A 26,132-nucleotide genomic window follows, 5' to 3' on the forward strand; every position below is an offset into this window, starting at 1 on the left:
GAACCTTATGCTACTGTCTCGTTATATCAATATAAAAGTACAATTCGTCGTTCTTTTATCTATTATCTCGCTCAGTTTAGCGGCGATAATAACCATCAATGTTTTTATTCACCGCGATAATAGCCAACGACTAACTCAGTTAGAATTAAGTTATTACCCTGCATTAGAGCACGCCACTAAAATTCATTCGCTGCTGCCCAATGTTCAACAGCAGTTCGAAGCTGCTGTGATCATGGAAGATGAGCAGGCTCTCGACTATGCGCGCCAAATATCCTCTGAACTTCAAGTTGAAGCGAGTAAAGGTGCCAATGTTTTACCTTCACAGGCGCAAGCATTCAACAAACTGTCGAGCTCGCTAAAAAAGTACACGGATTCCGCATACGCGTTAAGTCTAGATTTTATTAACCTGAATGATTCCTTCGAGAATCTGACAGCAAGATCGAATACGCTCACTGCTGAATACGATTCATTACTTGCGGCAAGTGAAACACTTCGCTCATCAGCGAGTCAAAATGTAGTAAACACCATATTGCACTCAGAGAATGCCGCAAACGATGCTGCTCAGCAGTCTATCTGGCTTGGCGTTTTCTTTGTCTTGTCTGTCTTTATCGTGGGCTATGCGATTTTCAAATCTGTTATCAGTTCAATCCTGCTTGTTACTGAGAAGATGCAAGCGATCGCAACGGGAGATGGTGATTTAACCGTTCGTATCGATTATTCCGGCAAAGATGAAATAGCAACCTTAGTGCAAAGCGTTAACCAGTTCATTGAAAAGCTTCAGGGGATTATTGCAAGCACGTTGAGCATTGGGCAAGAACTTGAGGTTGTAAGTGACAAAATCCGTACTGAGTCCAACCAAACCCTAGCGCTGAACAGCACCCAGCGTGATCACATCGAAGAAGTAACTGACGCCGTTAACAATATCATTGCTCTTATTGAACAAGTCGTTGGCTTTGCATCACATGCAGACTCCCAAGCTCAAAAGGCGAATACCAGTGCTCAAACGGGTACCCAAGTGGTGCTGAAAACAAGCCAAGAGATAGAAGAACTAGCGAGCAATATTCGTGATACCGCAACCAAATTGAAAGAGCTGGACAAGAATGCGAGCAACGTTGGTTCAATTCTAAGCACGATTCAAAGCGTTGCCGAGCAAACCAATCTTTTGGCTCTAAACGCGGCGATTGAAGCAGCTCGAGCAGGAGAGCATGGGCGCGGCTTTGCAGTCGTTTCTGATGAGGTACGTGTGCTCGCCAATAACACCCAACAATCAGCAACCGAGATTAATGCCTTACTCGGTGAGCTTAAGTCGGGTTCGAATGCGGCGGTAGGTGCGATGGACCAAGGTCTCGCCAGCTCTTCTCAAGCGGTTGGGGATGCACAAAACGCCGGTGATTACCTATTAGAAATTAGCGGACAGGTCGAAGAAATTACTGAGCTGAACCGTCAGATAGCGAGTACGACAGAGCATCAAGCTCGCGCTTCAAAACAAATTCATACCCATATGGATGATTTTAGACAGTGCTCTCACCAAGTGTCTCAGTCTACCGATCAACTAGAAGCTCTGAGCCACCAATTGAGTGGCATCGTGACAGAGCTGAGTAAATCAACATCACAATTCAAAGTATAACGGAGAACAATAATGACTAACTCCCCATTTCGCTTATTGCCTGTAGCAGTGGCGCTTGCGGCATCTTTTGCTGCACATGCTTCAGATGAGCAAAAATTGGCCGAGCTAGAGAAAAAGGTCGCTATCCTTGAAGCGAAAGAGCAAAACTCAATTGCTGATAAATTTAGTTTTAATGGTTTTGCATCTTTGAACATGCAACTAGGTAATCAAAACCACGGCTTCATGAAGTCGGAGAATAAAGTACGTTTTGATGAAGGTTCTTTGTTTGGTTTACAAGGTGAGTTCGAAGTTAATGAGTCAACTTCAGCCGTTGTTCAGATGGTTGCTCGTGGTAATAAAAAAGAGAACTGGTCTCCAGATATTGAGTGGGCATTCTTAAGCCACAAAGTGACGCCGAACTTAACGGTACGTGGTGGTAAATTACGTTTACCACTGTTCATGTACTCTGATTATCTTGAAGTGGGTTATGCACAAGTTGGTGTACGAGTACCTAATGAAGTGTACGGTTCAGTAGTGCTTACCTCTCTAACGGGTGGTGACTTCATTTATGATGTGGAGCTAGATGACAGCACTCTTTCATTCCAAGGCTTTGCCGGTTCACAGAAGCTGTCGGCATCAAAGCATAGCTACAACGCTGATACACAGTTTGATGACATTGCTGGTGGTGTAGTTAACTGGACTGATGATACTTGGACACTACGTGCTGTTTACGCACAGTCTGTGATCAGCTCTTCAACGAACTGGAATGTAAACAGCAAGCCTGTATTGAATTCAACGTTTGATGACGAGAAAGCGAAGTTTTACGGTGTTGGTGGTCGATACGAAAACGGCAACCTAATGCTGGTTTCAGAAGTGACACGCACAACCGTTGAAGGGTTCTACTACGATGTGGATGCAGCATACCTAACAGCAGCATACCGTCTAGATGAAGTAACGCCTTACATTACCGTGTCACACATGGAAACGCAGGACGATGACGAGCGAAATGCAGAAGCAAACCGTCAGCTTGCAAATGTACTTCAAAATCCAACCAGTGCGTCTGCGAAATACGCATACGGTTCAGCAAAAGCATTGGCTGACAAGCTAAACACACAGCGCACAACATATAGCATTGGCGCTCGTTGGGACTTCCTACCGAATATTGCGCTAAAAGGTGATATTAGTTACCTAACCGGCTTTGGTTCAACGAATGGTGGTGTAGCGTCGGAATATAAGAACGACGATAACATTTTGTACACTGTAAAAGTTGATGCGGTATTTTAAGGAAGAGAATCATGTTGAAAAAAACATTAGTAGCCGCTGCTCTTCTTAGCAGCATGAACGCATTTGCTGGTCTAGTTGTAGTTGGTAACCCTGCTATGTCTGAGCTTGATGCTTCAACAGTTAAGAAGTTGTACTTAGGAAAGGCGAAGTCACTACAAATCGAAGCGGTTGATTTGGAAGACGGACACCCAAAGAAAGGTGAATTTCACCAAGCTATCACCCAAAAAACCGAAGCGCAGTTGCAAGCATACTGGGCAAAACGCGTATTCACGGGTAAAGGTCAACCACCTAAGGCTGTTGGTCAGGAAAGCCTAGCAAAAGACATGGTTGCTAGCTCAACTAATACGATTGCTTATATCGATGAATCTTTAGTCGATAGTTCAGTTAAAGTGATTTTAAAACTTTAATTTTATATGTGGCGCTCAATATGAGCGCCACTCTTACATTGGCTTACGTTTAAGCTGATCGTCCTTACATTTAAGATAGCTAGCCTTACTTAACCCTTACATGATATTGCTTAGCTATATGTTATTGTTTCTTAGAGCAATTATTCAGTTTGATTTTAATTACATTATTTAAAACACACATTAAATTTAGATTTCTAAGTTTTGATTATCTAACGGTGTACTTAATGTGTGTTTTTTCATATTGAGATTGTTTCTTAGAGTTATAAAATGTGTGGTAAATGTAAACAAGCGGGTGGGATACAATCTGATGCCAAAAGAAAAAAGAGAAGAAATATTAAGTGCAGCAGAAAAGTTATTTATTTCTCAGCCTTATAATAAAGTATCAATTCGCTCTATTGCCAAATCTGCAGGGGTAAGTCCTGCTTTAATTCTTTATTACTTCAATAATAAAGAACAGCTTTTTGACCAGCTCATTGAAGAGCATACAAATCGATTTAAGGAACAGTTTTCAAAATATCAAAGAGTGGAAGGGGTACAGCTACAACAGTTAATCTCAGAGCTTATTGAGTTTTGGGAAAGCGCGCCAAATATATTTTTATTATTCACCCTTGGTGGTAACTCTTTTAATCACGACAATGTGCAAAGGTTAAAAGAATCTAAGTTCGGCTTCATCTATCACAAAACTCTTGAAAACCTCCTTTATTTAGTTGATGGCTGTAACGAATCCAACTTTCATTATTATCAGATGCTGGTAAGTTCACTGGTTTCTCAACCTTATTTAGAAACAAGACAGCAAAAGTACAACTCTGAGAGTTCGACATTTAACTTGATGCACTATCAAGAAGTTATCGCGAGCTTGTTTAAGAAAGAAAATAGCTACGCATACTGAGCGATATGTAGAGCATCAAAAAGACTGAAGTCTAAGAATTTAGCTCAGCAGTGACCTTATCTTAAAACGTAAAAAAGCCACTCATTGAGTGGCTTTTTGTTTTCCGATGTAATCGAAATTTATGCTTGTTGCTTTTGTAGCTCAGCTTCTTTCGCTTCGTCTTCAATTAGAGAGTCAACGATAACTGCACATGCTGCATCACCAGTGATGTTCAGTGCTGTACGAATCATGTCGAAGATACGGTCTAGAGCGAACAACAGAGGTAGACCTTCGATAGGGATACCAGCCGCGAGAAGAACAGCAACAACTAGGAAAGAAGGACCAGGAACACCTGCTTGGCCAACTGCGCCTAGTGTTGATGTTACGATGATAGCAACGTAAGCCCCCATAGATAGGTCGATGTTGAACAGCTGTGCGAAGAAGATAGCCACTAGGCCGTAGTAAATCGCGTTACCAGACATGTTGATCGTTGCACCTAGAGGTAGAACGAACGAAGCCGTAGAGTTGCGTACACCAAGCTCGTTTTCTACAGTGTCCATGGTAACAGGCAGGGTAGCCATTGAAGATGCTGTTGAAAGAGCAACCGCTTGAGGCTTCTTCATTGCAACTAGGAACTTCTTAGCTGAAGTCTTAGTGAAGATTTGAATCATTAGCGGGTAAGCAACAAAGCCGAAGATCAGGATAGCGGCGATGTAAACAACAAACAGCTTGAACACTACCATTAGTGCGCCAAAACCGAATGTACCTACTGCTTCAGCCATTAGGCCAAATACACCAAGTGGAGCGATGATCATTACCTTGTTAATAGTTATAAGTAAAATTTAGCCGATGAGCATTCATAGGTCGATAAAACGGATTATGCATATCGACACCGAATTTAGTGTTAATCAGTTATCAGTAGTCCTTCCAACGTAATTGGTTTGTGGTTTTAGGTTGCTAACTCAACCTAGAAGGTATTATGTGATTAGTATCACAATATGTAAGTGTGTGTTGTTGTATAACGGACAGTCGAAATTGTGAGATGTTTTTACGATGCTATTCATAATGAGTCTCTAGATTACAAAACTTATCCTGAAGGAATAAAAATGAAGAAAGTGAGTTTAAAGTTTAAAGAAATTAATGATGTAGAAGCAAACGCTACTTATTCGGATGGTTGTTCTGGTAGTCGAAGCGATTGTTGTACACGAGTTTGTACACGTAACGATGTTAAGTCAACAGATGATAGCGTTAAGGCTTGGGATGAGTATTTGGAAGTAAACGCAGGTGTTCTACAATATTAATCTACTGAACTGAGTAGGAGATGGCTAGCAAGTGCTAGCCTTTTTTTATGCTAAATAAGAAATATAAAGTTAAAGACAGTGTTGATGTCTACACATTTTCTACAGATAGTGTTGATTGTACTAGGGTGCAATTCTACAAAATAAATACCAGAGAAAAGTTAACGATAGAGATAGATTCAAGCTTTCTAGCAGTCCTTTCTTCGCTAGACGGTTCGCTACCACTAAAAGATATACTGATAGAAAATAAAATATTAGTAGATACTACAGAAATCGAAAATTTATTAGATTATTTGTTAGATAAAGATTTAATCAAAGTTATTGATTCTAGTGATTATATTAGTGATTGGGAAAGAATTCGATACTCTAGGCAAATTAACTATTTTGATGACCTTATCCCTGAACAAGAGGGAGAACTATCTCAATATAAATTAATGCAAAAAAATATAGTTATTATAGGTTGTGGTTCTGTTGGTGGTTCAATTGCATCACAATTAATTAGAGCTGGAATATTAAATTTGACTTTAGTCGATTATAAAATCATTGATAAAAGTTGTTTTGTGAGGCATGTTTACGCTGATGAATCCAATATAAATTCATATAAAGTTGATGCACTAGAGGAACACTTAAGGAAAATAAATCCTGAGGCTAATATAAACAAAATTAGAGATAAAATCACACCAAGTAGTAACTTAGATAGTCTAATAGATAACTCGATAGATCTTGTTATCAATACGGCAGATGAGCCATACATTGGACACATTAGCGTAAAAGTTGGTAGGTATCTATGGGACAAGAATATTGGTCTTTATGTAGCAGGAGGCTTTGATGCTCACTTAATGAGTTCGGGAGAGCTAATTTATAGAGGAATAACACCGTGTATTGATTGTTGTTCAAATACATTTCGTAATGCATTAAAAAATTGGAAACCTAAATATAATTATAACTCTGGGCTAAATAATTCATCGTCAATAAGTCGAGATGATATATTGATAGGAGGTGCTGGCGGTACATTTGCACAAACATTGTATAGTAGTAGTCTTGCTTGTATGAATATTATTGATTTTTTATTAGGTAATTCAGATGGTAGTAATAAGGTCAATAAAAGAGGAGAGTTCCTTATAGAACGATGTGAACAAACTTGGTTTGAAATGAAAAAGCAAGAAGGATGTAGTTTCTGTGATTAATGATATTTATAGATTAAAATCTTCTATAGCACTCGTTTACGATGATAACGTTTTAGATGTTTTTCTTTCTAACCTTAGAGAACAATTTAAGATTACAATTGAGTATAAATATATTGTTGATTTGTTGTTTTGTTTTGATGGTAAAAAAACTGTCAGAGATGTATTGGAAGTTTATGAAAATATAAGCAAAGATGATTTGTTTGAACTAATTTTATTTTTATCCCAAAAAAATGTACTAATCAAAGTTGATTGTGAATACCCTGATGATTTTGTGTCCGATCAATACAGGTTAATCAACTTTTTTGAGGATTACTGCTCTTCTACAAGTGATGTGATTTCATCATTAAAAATGATTAACACTAGTAAAGTTATGATTGTAGGATTAGGTGCAGTAGGAACTTGGGTTTCAGAATCTCTCATAAGATCAGGTTTAAAGAATATTACATTAGTAGATGATGATACGGTTGAAATTTCAAACCTTCATAGGCAAGGTATGTTTTTTAACAAAGATGTTGATAGATACAAAGTAGATGTTTTATCAGAAAATCTACGTAGTGTATTCCCTGATGTGAAAGTAAATAAAATTAAAGAGAAACTAACCCCAGACTTTTTTTGTAAGTACACTGAAAAATATGATTTAGTAATTAATTGTGCTGATAAGCCGAGTGTAGATGAAACGACAAGAATAATTGCAAAATTTTGCATGAAAAATAAAATACCACATATAGTAGGTGGCGGTTATAATTTACATTTGACGCTAATTGGACAAACAGTAATTCCTAATCGAACAGCTTGTGTTATGTGTTTCGAGAAACATTTACAAAAGATAAATGAAGCTGATTTGAATGGTGTAAAAAAGCTAGCTAGAAAAAATCGTAAGATTGGCAGTTTTTCACCTTTGAGTAGCATCGCCGCATCACTAGCAACAATAGATGCTTTAAAAATAATTTCAGGAAAGTACGATTGTATATCAAACGCTAATTCGAGGATTGAGTTTAATGTAAGAGAAAGGGATATCAATAAACACTCCGTAGAAAGAAATGTTAATTGTGAGTGGTGTGGAAACAATGGTCTATATAATTAGGTGATTTTATGAGTGGTCATATTGAGCTAGTCGGTGTTAAAACTAATAATTTAAAGAATATTGATTTTAAATTAAATAAAGGAGAAATAACATCATTGATTGGTATCAGTGGTGGAGGGAAGTCATCACTAGCATATAATACATTATATGAACTATGTAAAAATGAATTCAGATCTCTAGAGAGTGGTTATTATGAATCACCGAGTTTTATTTTAGATTCTTATAAAAACATAGTGCCTTCTGTCGCTCTTAAACAAAAAAACTCCAATGTGAATCCAAGATCATCATTATACACGTATTTGAATATCCCTTCTTTATTAACTTCGTTAATATCAGATAAAAACTTCAATCATAATCACTCTCTTTTGAAAATAAACAAACCTGAAAACCAGTGTTCGATGTGTAGTGGTAGAAAATTATCATCTTATATAGATCTTGAATTAGTAATTGATGAAGATAAAACAATGTGCGAGAACCCATTTAAACCTTGGGTAACAAGTGGGAACAATAAAAAACATAATTTACTAATCGCTTATTGTGAGGCTAACGGAATATCAACTACAACACCTTTCAAAGAATTATCGAACGTTCACAAAGAGAAGTTATTATATAACATATCGGAGAGAAATTTCCCTATAAACTTTGTTCATCAAGGAAAAAAACGTTCAAGAAAATTAACATACATTGGAGTTTTAAATGAATTAAATCAACTATTGAAGAGTAGCAAGAAGTCAGAATATGATTTGGCGATTAAATTTTCAAAACAGAAAGAGTGTGAAGAATGTCTTGGGTCAGGGATAAGGTTAGATAAATATATTGATTTTAAAGTATATGGTGTAGATTTTGTTGACTTTTTAACAAAAGATATTGGTCAAATACTAAATGTGATAAAATCAAAAGAAAAGACCAATACGCCTTTAATTACTCTTATAGAGCAATTATGTCTCTCAGATTTGTCATATTTGTCATTTAATCGAACAATTCCCTCCTTGTCTGGTGGTGAACTTCAGAAGGTGAATTTTTCAAAACTATGTAGTTCAGAGATTACAGGGATTTTAATTGTCATTGATGAGTTGTCTTCACAAGTTCACGTGAGTGACCATAAAATGCTATTTGATAGGATTAAGAATATTCAGAAGAATGGCAATACAATTTTGTTAGTTGAGCATAATGATTATTTTATGTCACGGTCTGATAACGTCATAACAATTGGCCCTAGTGCAGGTCATTTAGGTGGCTATATAGTCGAAAATAAATCTAAAAAAGAGTGTTATTTGGAACTTAGTGAAATTGATAAAAAACTTAATTTTTTTGAGATGTCAGGAATTACAATAAACAACATAAAAGACTTAACTTTAAAGTTACCAATAAATTCCATGTCTACTATTGTTGGTAAATCGGGTTCTGGAAAATCAAGTTTAGCTAAATTTATAAACGAAAATTTCAATAATGTATCATATATTTCTCAAGATTTGATAAAAGGTAATGTCAGATCATCTGTAGCATCTCTAACAGGATTGAACAAAAGAATTAGTTCCATATTTAGTCAGAAATACAATCTAGAAAATAGTTATTTTAATATAAATGAATCAAGTCCAATAGTATGTAAGCAATGTGCAGGAAAAGGCGTAATAAAAATCAATAGAAGTTTTGATAGCGATATAGAAATAACCTGTCCAGAATGTGATGGGAAACTCTTCTCTTCAGAAGCGGAAGATTTTGAAATTAATGGCCATTCTATTCGAGAAATATATGAAATGACATTATCCGAATTGTTATTGTTAGGTATACATTCTATAGATAGAATTTGCTCCGATGCAATAAGACTCGGCCTAGGGCATCTTTCTTTAAATAGAAAGACAAAATCATTATCTGGAGGAGAGTTAAAGCGTATCAAGCTATTAATTAACTTGCCGCAAAGGAATACAAAAAACAAGATAATTATTATTGATGAACCAGCTTCAGGTCTTGATAACAATACGGCTGCTGATGTGATTAGATTCATAAAGAGTTATTCTAATGGATATCATTCAATAGTTTTAATTGAACATAAAGAAGTCGCATTTTTAGAGTCTGATTATGTAATCGAAATCGGTCCCGGTTCGGGAGTCAATGGTGGAAAGATTGTATTTGAAGGAACGCCAAATGATTATTACAATGAAAGGTATGTTAATTATATTCATAATAATTGAAATTATTAGCAAGACAATAAACGTATTTTTATCCTTGATGTAGGATTTGAAATTTACAATGGCTATATAGCCTGTTTATTCTAAGCATACAAGAACCACGGGTTAGCCCGTGGGTGTTTACAACCATAGTCTGTAAACTTAAGCCGCTCTCATCCCCCTACTTAGTGCTAAGACATGCAATGCACCTTTTCTTTCCATCTATGACTAAATTTTTTGTAGAAGCCTTACAGTTAGGGCAAATGTTTGGGTTATCTCTGCGTTTTGCGAGGGTTAACTGAGATTTCAGTTCACCCTCCATTATTTCAACATCTTTGTAGTAAGATTTGAGATAGTAGTCGTGGAAAGTCAGTTCTGAGAAAGGGATAACCTTATTCCTCCATTCGTAGTTTAGCTCGTTGTTCTCTATAAACGGCTCTCGCCAGTGAACATCAAACCAAAGTTCACCCGTTTCATCAGTTTTAGCCCTCGCTTCACGACTCAATACAAAGACGTTCGCTCGATTTCGATAAGCTATATCTAGGTCGGTGAATCGCTTACCATCAAAGTCCAATAGCACCCAAATCACATAGGTATTATTTCGTTGATAGAAGTGCTCACGGGCAGCTATAACGCTGATAAACGTAGTGCTCATTTGCAGCTCAAACACCACACGTTTAGTTTTACCAGAATCGTTATAGTAAGAAGAAACGTCAGGTATTCGCCACTCTTTACTCATTATCTGAGTTGGATCTTCGCACGAATCTCTAAAGGTAGCTTCAACCTTACAATCTGAAAATCTGTTCAGTCGGTCATTTCTAATAGCGTCATAGATATACTCTTTTGATTCACGATGAGCTTTTCCCTCTTTTTGACCATTAAACTTCATCGCAAGCATTTGCTCTTTCTTTAAAACAGAGTCTTTTTCTTGTAATGGACACTCAGCATTTTTAAACTTGTGGGTGTAATGGTTAATAGCACGTCTTCGGTTGCGAAGTGCTACAGGCTGATAGCACACGGCACAAAGGTATTTCCTTAAACCATCTTCTATGAGGTTTCTTTTTCTATGAAGTGCTCCCTCTTCAATATTATCGAGTTGATCAGCTACTTCGATAATGTCGTGCGTGTGAGGATCATAGATGTGAGTGATTAGCCGTTTATTGATAGTCGTAGTCATTACACATCACCATTCTCAACCAGATCTTTAAGCTTTTTGTGTTCTCTGAACAATTTGAATTTTTCTTTGTTGTAATACTCAATACCTTTTAAGGCTTCGGATAGGTCTTTCTGCTTTTTTTCGACCTTTGATTCAAGTTCTGAAAGAGCATTTCTGGCACGATTGGACCGATTCTCATAGTCCTCAATGGATTCAGATAGTTGCACTATTTGGGTAAGTTCTTGTTCTAAATCTCCAAAGGTACAGTCAAACCTTTCGAGAACACGCTTGAGCCATTTAGCGTTAAGTATGTCTTGATCAGAAGATTCTATTTGCTCTTTCAACTGTTTAATTTCGGTATTCAGACTTCTTTTTTCACGTCTTTGATCTTCAATGAGGCGCTTACCAGTAGCGTAAGTTTGCCTAAGTTCGGTAATTTCTTCGGAAATTTTCGATGATGTTTTTCCGTTGTAGAGTTCGCTTCTTTGACGTTTGAGGTTAGAAACCTTAGTGAGTAAATCCTGTTCTTGTTTTTTCAAATCTTCGATATTTATATGTAAATCATACTTACGTTTTTCGTTTTGGTATCGAGTTAGATTGTGTTGTGCCGTTTCAGTATCAGCTTTGATTCTGTGTAATGTTCCATTGGCTAGGTTAACTCTTTCGTTAATCTGTTCGAGTTCGCTCAATGCTCTTTGTTGTTCAGACTCAATTGATGAGTGTTCGAGTGAGGCGATGTTTCGTGCTAATGGGTGAAGAGGATTAAATGACAGCCAAGAGCAACGTTTTTGAAATTGTGAGTTCAAAACATTCTCTTTGAGGTACGTAGTAAAGTCAGTCGATGGAACGGCTAAGTTGCTAAGGTTTACTTCAATGACACTTTCAAATCGGGTTCTGAGTTGGCGAATCTGCTTTTGATCCACTTCTGAATCTTCTAGCGCAATGGTTAGGTATATTGCTTGGTTATCGAGAAGTGTCAGTTCGATAAGAGGGCGAGTATCAGTATCGACAAGTAAGCTACAGTGACTCAATTCAACAGGTATGCTGTTCGTGCAGGAGTAATCAATAGGGATTGATAATCGAAGCTCGTCAGACAGTAAAGAAGTTAATCGTTCACATACCTCAGAAAGAACAAGGTGCTCACACTGCTTATCAATGTGTTGAAAGAGCTGAAAATCTTCTTCACGTTTTACTGGTTCACCACAAACACGACAAAGAGCTGTTAAGTCTTTACTTTCTTTTGAATCAATCAATTCGCCTTTTTCATTAAGGCAAAACCGAATCCCCATTCTTTGTGTGCTGCACAGCATTTTATACCTCACTGATATTAAAAAGACTTAGACCTATTCAACCAGATTTGGCACTAGAAAAGTATGCAATTTAATTAATATTGAGACAGGGATAGTAAAAGTGGGGGAGTGATCAAGGTCACAACTCTTAGGCCGAGATTTTTGCAGAGGTGACAACTCGCACCAATAAGAAGACATTATAAGTAAAGTTTAGCGATGGTGGGTGTTTTTAAGTTGCTGTTTTAAATTGATAATATTGCTAACTTTACTTGTTAGGATAGGCAGAAAGGACACCGTTGGAGCTGTACGGCCTGTTAATAGTGACAAGCAAAGTTTAGCATATTACTATTGTTGGAAAGATGAGCTTTAGGAAGAGGTTAGTGCCATATGCGCCTTTCAGCGATAGCACAAGCAACAGAAGATCTAAGACCAGTTGTTATCACTTACACACGATTTTCAACGAACATTCAAAAAGAAGGTTTGTCTGAGTATCGTCAAGACGAGTTAACACAACGATATGTTCTAGATTTCTGTGAAGAACACGGTGTTCCAGTGGAAGATATAATATCACTGAAAGACCGAGGAATTTCAGCGTATCGTGGTAAAAATATGACGAAGGGTAGTCTTTCAGAGATTATCGCTAAGTTTAATTCTGGTGAGCTACCTAAAGTCTATAACGAGAAAGGCGAGATAAACACTTTCTTGTTTATTGAATCACTGGATCGTCTTTCTAGGGCAGATCTACATACAGCAAACAAACTTTTCTTAGACCTTGTTGAATACTGCAACATCGTAGTTGTTGCAGAAAATGAGAAGAAAATCTACTCACTCAATTCTTTGAAAACAGATATGGGAATGCTCGATCTGTTTTCTGCACTTCTAACATTATCTCGTTCACACAACGAATCAAGAATGAAGGAAATGCGTCATAGGGCTAATTGGTCGAAGAAGCGACAAGTTGTAATTGACTACTTTGAACTACCAGAAGATGAAAGAGAGGGCGTAGAATACCCGTTAAACCCGACAAAAACTTGTCCTTGGTGGTTACGTCCAAAAGCTGATAATCGTGGGTTCGAGTTCATAGAAGAGCATAAAGAAGCAATGCTGTATTTCTTGAATCGAATGATGGAAGGTCACGGTTTAACATCGTGCATTAGACGATTGAATGAAAAAATTGAGAATGGTGAACTTAAGGTAGAGTTTACGGAGCGTCAAAAAAAAGCTAAAGGGTTTCAAACCCATACGTTCTATCAACTACTTTCAGGTGATGATAATGAGTCAATCATAGGGAATTTGATTTTCCATCAAGATTACTATCCTACTGAGAAAGATGTTCAGCAAGGTCTATATGAAAAAAAATCACTTGGTAAAAAAGTAAGAATCCCTGTTTTTACAGCTAAGGGTTTCTATCCTGCACTTTTGAACGAAGTTGAGTATATGCGCTTAAAACAGCAAATGAAGCAGCGTAAACAATCTCAGACCAAACCTACTAAAAAAGTGCAAAACATAGCTCAAGGACTCTTAAAATGTCCTTTATGTGGATATAGCTATGTTTATGTCGCTGATAATAGAAAGGGACGACACCACAATTTAGTTTGTGGATTATCACGCTCTAAGAAATGTAAATCATATACTTTCAGATACAAATGGTTTGAAAAGAATCTTCTTAATTATTGTCGTAACCTCGATATGAATAGAATCTTGGGAATCAAAATCGACAATAAACTAAAGGAACGTATTAGCGAATTAGAAGTAAATGCGCTCACTTACGAACAAGAGATAGAAGTGAAAAACAAGGAGTTGGAACAACTTGTTGAGAACCTAAGCAAGATTACAATTCCAACACTACTAGAAAAAGCGCAAGATCAGTATGTGAAAATCGAGAATAGTATAAAAGTCATTACTTATGAAAAAGAGCAAAATGAACTTGAGCTAGTTGATTTGAAAAAACGTTCGATTAAGAGTGATATTGTCAGTAAAGAGGTTTATGAACTGATTGACTCAGTTCAACTACAAGAGAATGTTAGTTTAAGAGAAAGATTAAACATTGAACTAAAAAAAGTTATTTCAGAACTTTATATTTATCATAAAGACAACCCGAACAATTATTTTGGAAGAAATATGATTGTTGTTAAGTTTAGAGATGATTATATTAGGTTTATTCCATTAGATCGTGAACTTGAAAGAGAAGAACTGTATAACATTCTTCCAACCATAAGCACGAAAAAAGCAGTAGACTATTCTAAATATGAAATATTGCCTTTTGACTATTTAGAAGGATTAGAAGAAGGGCGATATCCTGAACATCAATTCATAACTAAATTTTATCAAGAAAATCCTGATGTATTGGCTGAGATACTTAGTGAACTTGATGAAGCTGATAATGTTTACGTATAGGGGAAAGTCTCATAGGGACAGGAAATTAACTCGCTTTTTCATAGTGAGTTAATACCTCTTTGATGGTTATCTCACCTTTCTTAAATCGTTTTGCAACGTCAAGATCGATAAGAATCACATCTTTTCTCTCATTTTGATAAAGTCGAAAAGGGACTTTAACAGGTCGAGGCGTGGTGAATGACAATGGTGAAGTTTTTTGGCTTGCCATAAATGATTTTCCTTTAAATCAATGGGTTGCCACGGTTCGTCAAAATCCGTTTGACGTTAAAGATACAACAAACGTAAAACGTATGTGTCTCTTCTCAACTCTCACTTTCCTTATGGTTTGCGCCATATCCTTATGGCAGTTCACTATGTTTCGTCACGCTATGAGACTCTAACAATGTATCAATTCAAAAATGTCCAATCAAGTGAAGGTCGATTTTTTACCTAGAACTAGGGATTTTTTAGCCCTTTTCCAAAAATCGGATTTTCGCAAGTGTCGTGCATTTAAACACCCCCCAATAGAAAAGTGTTGTGGTTTTACACACCCCACGAAAAGAAGTGTTGTGCTTTTCAACTCCCTTCACTATAGAGATAAACTTTATAGAGATAGATCTTAAAGAAGGGATATAGTGATAAAAAATTATCACGGGCGAAAAAGTCAAAGGAATTTTTAATTATTCTGTTAATTAGAATAACTTTAAGACCACACAACATAAACTTTTGAAAGTCGCTGCGCTCCGATTCTGATAAAAATAACCTTGAATCATTTCAAAGTATTTAATCATTCAATATTTATACTCTACAGAACTGAAAATCTCTGATTTTCTTTCGCCACTGCGTTAAAAACATAGACTTAAAAGAAAAGAATTTCTAAATGTTGGAAAGGTAAGTGTAACGATTAGTTGAAAAGCATACATTTAATTAGTATTAAAGTATTTATAGCGAAATTGAAATGGAAATAAAGGAATAAATATAAGAAAAATATTTATATTTACATAAATTATTTATTTCTTTGCTCTTGATTTAATCTCGTTTAATGATAAAAGATATATTACAGGCGAAAAAAAAGCCCATTGGCGAAATGAGCTTTTTGATTAAGATAGATCGGACAATCTTTCTATAAATATAAATTACATTACTTTTTTAGAAAGTCAACATTATATCTATCTTTAATTTAAAAATATTATTATACAATTAAGAGGAAGTTATAATGTTTCAACAAATCAATTCAATCAAAAACGGCTTAAGCCACGAAGTTTTAAACCTACCAACATTTCTTATCCAATCAGGGTTTTTCAGAAAGAATATTGAACAAAACGGAACTATTTACACAATGACAAAGGGCGAAACTGTTAGTTTAAATACAGTTCATTGTAATTTGGTGATAGGTTTACCATTGTTCAGCTTTTTACTTACTACTCAACATAATCTAGCTTTAGATAAGTCTAACGAAGATGATGAAATTACGGTAAAATATGGTAAACACAGCAAGTTATTGAAGTGCCTTAAAGCAAGAGAGAATCACAGAATTAGAGCTGTAGAAGCTCATTTAGATACTTTTGTTGAGTATCTTAATCCAGAACAAAAAATCACATTAAACAGAAAATCATTCAGCATATTTGAAACGCTAAAAGTAAACAAAAAAGATAGAACTATAACGTTTAAAATCTCTAATAAGTTTATGGATGAACTAAGTAAAAGAACAAATCCATTAACTTACATTCAAAATGAAGATTTAAGAGAAGTTCAATCTAACGGTATTGCAGGGAGTATTTTTATCTATACAAGATCTATATCTAAAATGAAAAAAAGATATTTACTGAAGAAAAGAATTGCTCAAATGTTCGGTATAGTAAAGAATACAAATCAAAGTATAGATAGTGCTTTTAAGACGCTAAAAAGCAAGGGTATTTTATTGTTTGATAAGATCATAAACTACAAGATGAGCAATGGATTCTTAGAGGTATTTTCTAAATATGTAATTACAGAAATTAAAGAAGCTACAGTAAGAAAGATTTTTAAAGAACCTACTTACAAACAAAGCGGGACTATAGATAAAAGTGTTTTCGATTCACGTTTATCTAAATCTGTAAGAGCAGAACAAGACGATACACCATTTTATTTACAAGTATTTTCAAAATTAAATAAATAAGAAGTAAACAAAGAATTACCTTAACATAAAAGAATATTTCCAATTTCGTTCTTTGATTTTTTGACGAACATTACAATAGTGCTATAACAAGAAGTATAAGAACTTAAGAAGGAATTGTTATGTTAAAAAGAAACTCAGAAGAAACAGATTCAGAAAGTAAAATAAAAAAATACAAAAAGTTTTACATAGAACGATTTGAAACTCAAGAATTAGAGATTGAAAGATTATTCAATGAAAAAGAAGAAGTAAGAAAGAATTTTTACACAAACGGTAAAAAGAAATTGAAAGAGCTTAATTTTGCTACTGCGAACTTGTTAGCAGCGTTTTATGTACTAGCTTTATCAAACCTTGATTTTGAAATACATTTTAAGTTAATGAATCTCTTTCTCATATCTATGATTTTTCTAAGCTTTCTTTTGTTCGTTTTGTGGAGAAATGGCGAAATTGAAGAGGCTTTATCATACGAGCAAAAGACAAAGTTCGTCATAGCGTTTCTAACAATATGGATTGTCGTTCAGTTTCTCACTCCAACAAGCTTTCAAACATTGATTACCTTCTTTGCCTTCATACCATTTTTGTTTGTTAAACATAATTTTAAGAGACATTTCAAAAACTATGCGAAGAAAGAAATGGAATTTATGGATAGAACAACTTTACTACTGCGTATCAGAGAAGAATCAATGAATATGTTAGAAGATATGGATAATAAAGAAAATGAACAGTTGGATAATACTAGTAACTGATATGTTTGTTTACTAGTAACCACTAAAGATAATTACTAGTATCTTTTTTTAATATTACTAGTAATTGTAAACTTCTAAACACTGAAATTTGTTTGCAAACTAAATAAAATAAAGATATAGTGCGATAAACATATAAATAATATTGACTTTTATTATTTAGATCGTTATAATATAAATAAGAAGTAGTCAAATTATATGATTGTTTTAGATCTTATATAAACAATGGTTGTTTTTATAATAGAGATCGCACTTTGCATTTTAAAAAAGATAGCAGAGTAATTTTTGATTAACTTGCTTTGATCATTAAAACTCTAACGCATTGATAGATGTGGTAAATTAAAACACATAATTCAATTTCCTTTTTTTAATCAAAGTTTTGTGAAATTAAAAAAAGAGGTTTTCATTATGTCAAAAGTTTTAAATTTTCCATCAACTTATTTTACACGTATTAAAAATACGTTCAAAGCAAGATTCATCTTCGCTACAACAGCAATTGTGCTAGGTGCAGCGTTGCAAAATGATGCTTACATCAGTGTTTTTCTTGCTATTACTGCAATAGAAGCTTTGTTTGTTCTTAAAAACTCTTAGGAGCTAACAAAATGATATTAAAATTAAATTACTTAAAATAAAAGATTATGTTTTAAAAGCCATAATCTTTTTTTATTTTATCTTTTTAAGCAATCTTTTAAAATGGTATATCTTGATTTAAGTAACTCTTCTTGATCAAAACCTCTCTCATATACCAGAACGAATTTTTCTATGTTAGCGTCTGAACTAAGGTTTAAAGGCTTTTCAAAGTGTGTAGTATAAGTTCTATCTTTATTTCTACTGTAAGATGATTTTTCAAAGATCTTTAACTCATAAGTATCAAAGTTTTTCCTTTCGAAAACCCATTTATGACCTCTTCTCTTTCCATTTCTTGCTGACTTATCATAAAACGTGTAGGAATAATCAGATACCGTCAGATCATATATTGTTAAGTCCTTAAAGGAATTTCCGATTCTAATGCTTACATCAGCGTCAGGATTAAAGTAAACACGCTTTAAATTCGTCATAATCTTGTCTTCATCTTTGTATTCTAGAAAGACTCCATTAAAATCTGATTTGCCTTTTCTATTTACTAAATTTTCGTATCGAGTTTTACAATCTTCGTTATATTTTGATAAATCTACTTCTTTTGCTATACTCATACTTGCAAATAATATGCTTGATATTGTTAATATATATTTTTTCATTATAAATTCCTTTTTTATACTCTTCCGTATTTTCTTAAATATTTCACGAACATACTACCGCTTAATCCGTGATCTGTTGTCTTCAATGTTTTTGATAAGTAATTTCCAACCCAAAAGACTGAACTTGTAAGATACACAACGTTAATGATCTTAATAACGACAACTAACAAAAGCATTCCTGCTGCGTTAGAAGTTGCTAAAACTGTATAGCTACAAACTTGAATAATCGTAGAAATCATTAGAACATTTCTTAGTAATGCTAAGATCGGAACATATGTTTTAGCACTTACAAGCATTATGAACTGAATTATTGTATTTGCGACTATCTCTATAGGTTTACCAATGAAATATACAGAAAGAGATTCGATAAGAAACCTTACAATAATATCTATAACAGCTATTACGATTGCACCAACAAAAAGACCTGCAACTATATAAACAAATATTTTTTCAAAATTAAGAACTAACATTGCTATGTTCGAAAAAACATTTAGCATTTCAAATACAATTGAAGAATTACTGTTTAACATTAGTTTTGCATAAACTTTGATAGAAGCTAGAACATTCATTAGCTCTGCGTAATTTTTATGTTGACTTAAACTATTGAAGTTTACTTTGTAATTTTTTTCACCTTTAGCATCTGTGTAGTTTCCGAATGCTAATTTATAATCACTCAAAAAATTGAAACTATCATTTATTGCAGAACGAGATAAGCTAGAACTATCAAATAGAATTCTTATCTCCCCATTAATTTTAAAAAAGTAATCTTCAGCATTTAGAATAACCATATCGTCTAAACTTTTATCTTTAACCTTATAACCGTTATCAAGCATTTTAGTTTTACTTTCAGTTATACTAATCTTTGATAACTCATTAGTGATTAATGTTTGATACTGTTTTGAACGATCACCAGATGAAAAAAATCTTGTCGTCAGATCAATTATTGATAAAAGTTTGGTGTTAGATTCTATATCTTTAAGCTTTAAGCCTTGTTGTGATTCAGTTCCTATTAAAGCTGATGAAACCTTTTCAGCAGCTTCTATGTTTATTTTGTTGAACAGAGGGTAAATGTCTTCCATTGTTAAATCTGAGTCTAATGGTTTAACTGAACCATTTTTGTATTCTAAGCAAAATGCTTCGTTACCTTCTTTGTCTGCTTCTAAAGAGGCTTTACAGGTCATCCCAACGTATTCATTAGTGAAAGCAACGGTTTGTTCGATACTTGCTTCAAAAGCCTTGTTTAGCGGTTGTAAATCAGCTTCAAGCTTATATCCACCACAATCTTGATAAAACACACCGAACTTTTGTGAACAATGGCGAATTGCTGAACTTAGTAAAGTTGTATTTCCCAGATCTTGATATGATTTTGAAGAATTATCTGTAACGAACTCATCAATACAAACTATCTCATCAACACTATTTAATTTATCAAATTCATTCTTCAGTTTTTTAGTGTTATGATATGAAATTAATTCTTGTTTATAACTGATTGCACATAGTTGTGTATCAACAATGGCAGAATTAAAACTTAATACTTTATCTTGTATCTGACTTTTAGAAGCGCTGATAGTTGTTTTTAAAACAGGATTAATCTTCTCTTTAATGTATACAAGTGAAGTGTACATATTTAACGGCATACTCCACAGTGAATCATTTATTAATCTATGTGAAGATTTTAAAGAAGATTCGGATGTAATGATTGATACAATAAATATAACGATGATTGATGTAAAAACCGTCTTTGATTTATTCTGAGTCATTTCTTTAAACGACTCATTCGAAGTCGCTTTTACTAATGAATGTACAACCTTTACTATCAAAGCAATTGCAGCAAGACCTACAAAAAACATAATGGTCTTTTGAGTTTCGCTAAAATCGTCAGGAGTAGTTAACCTTCTAAGTAAGTTTCCTTGTTTTGTGTCTTTTGATAATTCCTCAGTTACACAATCATTTGTTTGTTTTCTGATCTCGCTTATTCTATTACTATCTATATGACATTCATCATATGTTTTGTCAGGACTTGGAGAATCAGCGAAACTAAACATTGAGAATAATGTAAGAAGTATCGTAATTGTTGTTAGTAGCTTTTTCATAATAGATAGTTCCTTGTCGTGTATAATGTATGTTTATCACACAATGGAAATTATTCAATTAATCAAAGAACGGTATGTTAGAAAGTGGGTAGATTTAGGCAATATTTTAATGCTAATTTTTTGGTAGGTGTAAAAAAGTTTTGAGGATTTTTTGGTTAAGTAGTATTAACAATATATTGTAAACATTAAGTTCTACAAAAATAATATTTTTGTTCCTCCACTTTCTTATTAAAAGACTACGCATATTTAACAAGAAAATGCGAGGTTCAGTGTATGAGATTTAGAATGGTTATTAAAATGGAATATTGATTTAGTTACAAAAGACCAATAAAAAAGAACTATTAAGGTCTAATTTTTTAAGTGAGGTGAAACAAAGTCTATCAAGTTTCTCAACATCTTTTCGTTCATAATCCAGAGAGGAAGATCTTCTTTAACTTCTAGCTTTAACCATATGTTAGATTTAAAAAATAGTCCTGTTTCTTGGATTGAATAGCAAAAGGCAGGTTCACCGCAATCATCATCTAATGGATAAAAAGAAATAGTATCTTCATCAACAATTATATCTACATTTCTTCTATGTGCAAAATTGTAAGTTGTTTTTGAAATTTTCATAAAAAATCCAGATAAGACAATTAGTTTATGTAATTATGTTATCTGGACCTTTATCTTATTACAATGTTTTAGTTAACTATTCTTCATTGTTTCTATCACTAAATTTATAGTGATCTTTCAGAGCATCTTTTGTTCTTTCTTCACCTGTTCTGTTTATTGTCGTTTTAGTTTTTGTTTTATGATATTCATCAACATCATCTTTCCATTTGTCTAACTTGCCTTTACCAGTTTCAGTGTCAGTTTTTGATTCTTTCTTCTTATCTTCTGTCTTTTCCTTTGTTTTATCTGAAGATTTATTAGACTTTGAATCTAACTTATCTTTGATGTCATCGGTTTTATTAGTTTTCTCACCGCCTACATTCTTAGGTTTTGGTGAATCAGGAGAACGGTTACTACCATTACCATTTTTCTTCTTAGGCTCTTTAAGCTCATTCATATGTTCGTCAGTTGTTCGCTGCATTGATGAAAGCTTACCTGCTGCGAAAGAACCTACCGCTATGAACGCTCCTGGTCCGAACGATGAAGAGTTGAAACTAACGACCTTTGCACCAAACAGCTCTACGATACCGTTGTAAATCTTTAGAAATATATCTTTAAACGTTGCTAGTATTAGCCAACCTACTACTGCACAAAGCACGAAGAACAACGTAATTGCTGAGAAAGCTGAAAACTGATAATCGCTGTATAGAATATCAAATACGCTGCCGCCAATGTTTGAAGAACTTAGAATAGACATTACAAAATAGAGCGACACTAGGACAGCGCACAAACCAACTACGATACTTTTAAAAGCAGTAACGGTCATTTGTAGTGAAATGAAATCATTCCAACAGCGTGCTTTGTCTTGTTCATCAGCTAATATGTATTGAATCAATTTGTATGGCACTTCAAAGCAGAAAATGAATATTGCGAAAAGAAAACTCGTTATACAGATAAGAACAGAAACGAATAGCAAGCCAATATCTCCCAAAGTCGGCAATTTGTCGATAGCGAACAAGACTACAGCCGTTGCTAAGTAGGTTGATGATAGAGGTTTAACAAATGTATCAGAAACAGAATCTAATGCGCCTACACCTGCACAGCCTACAGCAGTAAAAGGGTTGGATTTTCCGAAAGTCACACCGCCATTTTTTCCACCTGCATTACATATACCATTTGCTGAACTTGAAATAAGATCAGTAAGTCCCAAATTGACACCTGTCTCGTAAGCTTGAGTTAAATTTGCAGCGTTCAAGATTAATAAGTTTGCAGCACATTCACCATCTTTCATTATCGGACATTCTGCTTTCAATGCTTTTGAAAAAGAACTCTCTTTATTCTCTTTTAACAACGCTGCATTTTCGACAAATGATGTAGCAGGGTAAATAAAAAACTCCGACAAGTCGTATTTGTTAAGCGACTTCTGTTCAATTTGAGTTTCCGCATTTTTCGGATACTTTAGAAAATTATAGAAGTAATCTGGTTGAGTAACATCAAAGCTGATTAATCTTGTTTCAATCGTCAAGGTATCTTGAACTGCTTTCAATGAAGTATGAAGCTTATGATTTAATTCAGCAGTAATTGTATAGGTACTCAAAGAATCTTGTAAACTTCCTGACATTTTGTTTAATGCGTCTAATGCTAATTCGCTGATAAGTTCATCGTTACTAACTATTAATTTGTTCGCTGCTTCTTGTCTCGCAGAAAAGAAAATGTTTAATGCAAGAAACCTATCTTTTATAACCTCTGTTAAAACATCAATTGATTCGAATTCACCACCTGCTTGAATAGTATTGTCTGACATAAAACGATAACAATGTGTGCTAAATTTAAAGAATCCAGTTCTTCTTAATTTTGTGTCATTATCCATTTGATTGAAGTGAGTAGCGTATTTTTTTCTAAGCTCATATTCTTTTTCGCTACCCATTGTTTTTGCACATTCTAACTCAAGCGCAAGTTCCATCGTTTTAGTTACATATTCATCAATGTATGTGCTTCCAATAATTGTTTTATCATCAATCATCGAATCGTCTTCACCGTCCATATTGTATAACTCAGCATAGTTATACACGAATGATTTAATACCTGAAAAAGCAACCGAAGCGAATGTATCTAAACCTTCAATTTGTTTGTAATCGAATATGTTACCCATCTTAGATTGATTTATTCGAACTAGATTTTTATAAGAAGGAGTATCTTCAAGAACCAGATTTGTTTCTCTAACTTCTAATGCTGCTTGTTCTGCAAGCAAAAGATTAGTTTGTATAGTGCTTGAATTCAGTGAAGCCAAGTCTTCAGTTTTCTCTAGTTCTAATAGTAACTCTCCAATTTGTTTGTTGAATGAAGAGCGCATACTGTCTAAAACGGTTTCGTCAGTTGCGAGATAATGTGGGTAGTTATTTTTTATAAAGTTTTTAACTACATTATGAACATTACTTATTACGCTAAGACCTACAGCTTGTCTTCCAAAATGATCCTTGTGACAGTTGTACTTTGATGAGTCTGTTGCGCCTGAAACATAATCAGCCCTGTTAGTGATTTTAGTGAAGTTAAAGTTACTGAAAAGCAAACTAATTTCATCATCTGGTACAACAAAACTTGTTTCACTACATACATTCCAATAATCGAAAAACTCTTCTATTGTCGGATCTGAAATATCCATTCCGACTGTTAAAATTGGTTTGTCAATTTCTATATGCTGTCCCCAAAGATCAGAAAACTCTTCATTCTTTGTTACAACATTTATCAAGTTGATGAAGTTGATTCCAGTTGTAATATCTAAATTGCTTTGTTTCAAAGCAGGAATAACCAAAGAAGTATCTGTGTTCTTAATGTTTTTTATTGTGTCGTGATCACCACCGTTATAGATGATGAAGTTTGAGGAAGCTACAAAATAGGTTGCACCATAAAAATACAAATCTTTATGATGAATTATTCCGAAAAAAATACAACCCGAAATCAAAGCTGCAATGATAGACTTTGCTGTTGAATATTTTTTAACGACTCCGATAATAATAAGTGCAAGAAGAAATAAAATGAAAGCAGGGTATGCTAAAAAACTATATGTCTCGATAACTTCACTAAGACCAACTGAATCTTTCATTTGCTCTTTTAACCAATCAGGGTTTTCACCTAGATCTCTAAGAAACTCTTTATGTTTTTCAATAGTCTTTTTATCAACAATCAATTCTAAAGAAGCTGCGTGTCTTTGATCTTTTTGGTGCAAGAACATACCACACGCTTTATAGCTTTGTGGAGAATTGAAATCCGCTTCGTTGAAATTATTTATTTTTGAAGAAACAAATTTTCCTTCTATACATTCTTCATCATCAGCATAGCTAGTGCTGAACGACAGTATATTGAATAGAATCATTATCATTATTAAATATTTTTTCATATAAACCTCTTATGTATTTTGCAATAACACTCTTTAAATAATTTCGAGGTTTATAATTAACTTCAATCAGATAATTCTAAAAATATTAATATTAAACACATCAGTAAAATATTTTCGGCTTGCCGACTATCTTCCTCGTTTATATTTAAATTGTATTCACTTATTTATCTAATATCTCACATATCAAAATACTTGCAAGGCAAGAAATCTAACATTAAATATTAAAACGCTATATCTAAAAGAAATAAAATAAAAGTAGTCATAACAAAAGTTCAAAACAACGAAAATAAATTTTCAAAAAATCAGAAAAACGCCAAAAAAAACTGGACAACCACAAGCCTAAAATTCATTGCAAGACAAGGGTTCACACTCAACAATAAATTGTAGTGAGCGCAGAACTCATTAAATTATAGCTATGTATAATTTACTCCCTAGCGGTCGGTTTGAAGAAAGTTTTGTTTGTTCTATTGATTAATATTTTAATAATGATTTATTAATAGGTAAGAAGAATGAGTAAGTTATTAAGAGTTGAAATCATATGAAGGTGTTTATTCATTCTAGATTATAGCCTGTATGTTTGAATGTGATTCAAACATTACGGTAGTAGTAATTAAAAAATGGAGATTAATATTATGGAAAATAATCATAACGAACAACAGCAAAATGAAATAACACATACAGTTATAAAAGATGAAGAGCAAGTAGTGAAATGTCCGACCCTAAAGGAAGTTGAAAAAGGCTATGAAGTAATTAAAGTCGATACAGAATTCTCTGAGAAAGATCTTGAATGGTTAGAAAAAACTATTGCGCCATATCAAATATCACTTGCAACCTTAGACGATAAAAACGCACATCTAATGATAGACAATGTTGAGTTAATTTTAAAAGTACAGAAACCGACTTTATATAAGCCATTCAAAAGTTTTAGAGAGAGCTATCAAGGTGCAAGTAATACAATCCTTCAAGATTTTTTAAGTTATTGCAAAGAGACACTTAGTAACGCAGTTAATGAAGGTTTGAAGGTGAGTCTTCACAAACAAAACGCATTGCTTGAACAAACACGAAAAGCAGCGCTTCATAAGCAATACACCAAAGAAGATTTAATGTTGAATGCAATTATCGACAAAATGTCTCAACGTAGAATAAGACAGTTGATCAATGAGCTTACAGCAAAGAAGTAAAGTGAGGTGTT

20 protein-coding genes and 1 pseudogene are annotated in these 26,132 nt (G+C 34.1%); 13 read left to right on the forward strand and 8 right to left on the reverse strand.

The window, feature by feature from the left end; translation table 11 throughout:
* The first annotated feature begins 7 nt into the window (after nt 1-7).
* The 4 genes from L0991_03445 to L0991_03460 all read left to right on the forward strand — a co-directional run bounded on the left by L0991_03445 (nt 8) and on the right by L0991_03460 (nt 4,186).
* Nucleotides 8-1,627 (forward strand): methyl-accepting chemotaxis protein, encoded by a 1,620-nt coding sequence (locus L0991_03445; GenBank protein XGB63131.1) that lies wholly within the window; start codon nt 8-10, stop codon nt 1,625-1,627.
* A gap of 12 nt (nt 1,628-1,639) precedes the next feature.
* Nucleotides 1,640-2,890, forward strand: coding sequence for a hypothetical protein (locus tag L0991_03450; protein XGB63132.1), 1,251 nt, complete (start codon nt 1,640-1,642; stop codon nt 2,888-2,890).
* An 11-nt stretch (nt 2,891-2,901) separates the two neighbouring features.
* Nucleotides 2,902-3,297, forward strand: a complete 396-nt coding sequence (locus tag L0991_03455) for a phosphate ABC transporter substrate-binding protein (GenBank protein ID XGB63133.1) — start codon at nt 2,902-2,904, stop codon at nt 3,295-3,297.
* Nucleotides 3,298-3,604: 307 nt separating this feature from the next.
* Nucleotides 3,605-4,186, forward strand: coding sequence for a TetR/AcrR family transcriptional regulator (locus L0991_03460; GenBank protein XGB63134.1), 582 nt, complete (start codon nt 3,605-3,607; stop codon nt 4,184-4,186).
* Between the two features lie 119 nt (nt 4,187-4,305).
* Here the strand turns inward: L0991_03460 and L0991_03465 are convergent.
* A pseudogene (locus L0991_03465) lies at nt 4,306-4,992 on the reverse strand (dicarboxylate/amino acid:cation symporter).
* 279 nt (nt 4,993-5,271) lie between these two features.
* Between L0991_03465 and L0991_03470 the strand changes: the two are divergent.
* Genes L0991_03470 through L0991_03485 form a run of 4 tightly spaced genes read left to right on the forward strand, consistent with a single transcriptional unit; the run spans nt 5,272 to nt 9,926 of the window.
* Nucleotides 5,272-5,466, forward strand: coding sequence for a hypothetical protein (locus tag L0991_03470; GenBank protein ID XGB63135.1), 195 nt, complete (start codon nt 5,272-5,274; stop codon nt 5,464-5,466).
* A 47-nt stretch (nt 5,467-5,513) separates the two neighbouring features.
* Nucleotides 5,514-6,650, forward strand: a complete 1,137-nt coding sequence (locus tag L0991_03475; protein ID XGB63136.1) for a ThiF family adenylyltransferase — start codon at nt 5,514-5,516, stop codon at nt 6,648-6,650.
* Entirely contained in the window at nt 6,643-7,734 is a 1,092-nt protein-coding gene (locus L0991_03480) for a ThiF family adenylyltransferase (protein XGB63137.1), read from the forward strand. The genes L0991_03475 and L0991_03480 overlap by 8 nt, the downstream gene beginning before the upstream one ends.
* A gap of 8 nt (nt 7,735-7,742) precedes the next feature.
* Nucleotides 7,743-9,926, forward strand: coding sequence for an ATP-binding cassette domain-containing protein (locus L0991_03485; protein ID XGB63138.1), 2,184 nt, complete (start codon nt 7,743-7,745; stop codon nt 9,924-9,926).
* 157 nt (nt 9,927-10,083) lie between these two features.
* Here L0991_03485 and L0991_03490 read toward each other — a convergent pair whose 3' ends face one another.
* A complete protein-coding gene (locus L0991_03490; GenBank protein XGB63139.1) occupies nt 10,084-11,079 on the reverse strand; it encodes a competence protein CoiA in 996 nt (331 codons plus the stop codon).
* Nucleotides 11,079-12,368 (reverse strand): hypothetical protein, encoded by a 1,290-nt coding sequence (locus tag L0991_03495; protein ID XGB63140.1) that lies wholly within the window; start codon nt 12,366-12,368, stop codon nt 11,079-11,081. The genes L0991_03490 and L0991_03495 overlap by 1 nt, the downstream gene beginning before the upstream one ends.
* A gap of 366 nt (nt 12,369-12,734) precedes the next feature.
* On the opposite strand from L0991_03495, the gene L0991_03500 reads away from it, so the two are divergent.
* Nucleotides 12,735-14,744, forward strand: coding sequence for a recombinase family protein (locus L0991_03500; GenBank protein ID XGB63141.1), 2,010 nt, complete (start codon nt 12,735-12,737; stop codon nt 14,742-14,744).
* Between the two features lie 25 nt (nt 14,745-14,769).
* On the opposite strand, the gene L0991_03505 is transcribed toward L0991_03500, so the two are convergent.
* Nucleotides 14,770-14,952 carry a hypothetical protein gene (locus tag L0991_03505; GenBank protein XGB63142.1) on the reverse strand — a complete coding sequence of 61 codons (183 nt, stop codon included), beginning with the start codon at nt 14,950-14,952 and terminating at the stop codon, nt 14,770-14,772.
* Nucleotides 14,953-15,939: 987 nt separating this feature from the next.
* Between L0991_03505 and L0991_03510 the strand changes: the two genes are divergently transcribed.
* From L0991_03510 to L0991_03520, 3 genes are all read left to right on the forward strand, one after another.
* Nucleotides 15,940-16,881, forward strand: coding sequence for a hypothetical protein (locus L0991_03510; protein ID XGB63143.1), 942 nt, complete (start codon nt 15,940-15,942; stop codon nt 16,879-16,881).
* A gap of 119 nt (nt 16,882-17,000) precedes the next feature.
* On the forward strand, nt 17,001-17,624 hold the full coding sequence (locus L0991_03515; protein ID XGB63144.1) for a hypothetical protein: 624 nt from the start codon (nt 17,001-17,003) through the stop codon (nt 17,622-17,624).
* Between the two features lie 405 nt (nt 17,625-18,029).
* Complete coding sequence (locus L0991_03520) at nt 18,030-18,212, forward strand: hypothetical protein (protein XGB63145.1); 183 nt, start codon at nt 18,030-18,032, stop codon at nt 18,210-18,212.
* A 77-nt stretch (nt 18,213-18,289) separates the two neighbouring features.
* On the opposite strand, the gene L0991_03525 is transcribed toward L0991_03520, so the two are convergent.
* The 4 genes from L0991_03525 to L0991_03540 all read right to left on the reverse strand — a co-directional run bounded on the left by L0991_03525 (nt 18,290) and on the right by L0991_03540 (nt 24,940).
* Nucleotides 18,290-18,859, reverse strand: a complete 570-nt coding sequence (locus L0991_03525) for a hypothetical protein (protein XGB63146.1) — start codon at nt 18,857-18,859, stop codon at nt 18,290-18,292.
* A 14-nt stretch (nt 18,860-18,873) separates the two neighbouring features.
* Entirely contained in the window at nt 18,874-20,952 is a 2,079-nt protein-coding gene (locus L0991_03530; GenBank protein ID XGB63147.1) for a hypothetical protein, read from the reverse strand.
* 348 nt (nt 20,953-21,300) lie between these two features.
* Nucleotides 21,301-21,564 carry a hypothetical protein gene (locus L0991_03535; protein XGB63148.1) on the reverse strand — a complete coding sequence of 88 codons (264 nt, stop codon included), beginning with the start codon at nt 21,562-21,564 and terminating at the stop codon, nt 21,301-21,303.
* A 76-nt stretch (nt 21,565-21,640) separates the two neighbouring features.
* Nucleotides 21,641-24,940: a hypothetical protein gene (locus L0991_03540; GenBank protein ID XGB63149.1), complete on the reverse strand. Its 3,300-nt coding sequence runs from the start codon at nt 24,938-24,940 to the stop codon at nt 21,641-21,643.
* A 632-nt stretch (nt 24,941-25,572) separates the two neighbouring features.
* On the opposite strand from L0991_03540, the gene L0991_03545 reads away from it, so the two are divergent.
* On the forward strand, nt 25,573-26,121 hold the full coding sequence (locus tag L0991_03545; protein XGB63150.1) for a hypothetical protein: 549 nt from the start codon (nt 25,573-25,575) through the stop codon (nt 26,119-26,121).
* Nucleotides 26,122-26,132 lie beyond the last annotated feature (11 nt).

The sequence above is a fragment of the Vibrio chagasii genome, from assembly GCA_041879415.1.
Classification (GTDB): Bacteria; Pseudomonadota; Gammaproteobacteria; order Enterobacterales; family Vibrionaceae; genus Vibrio.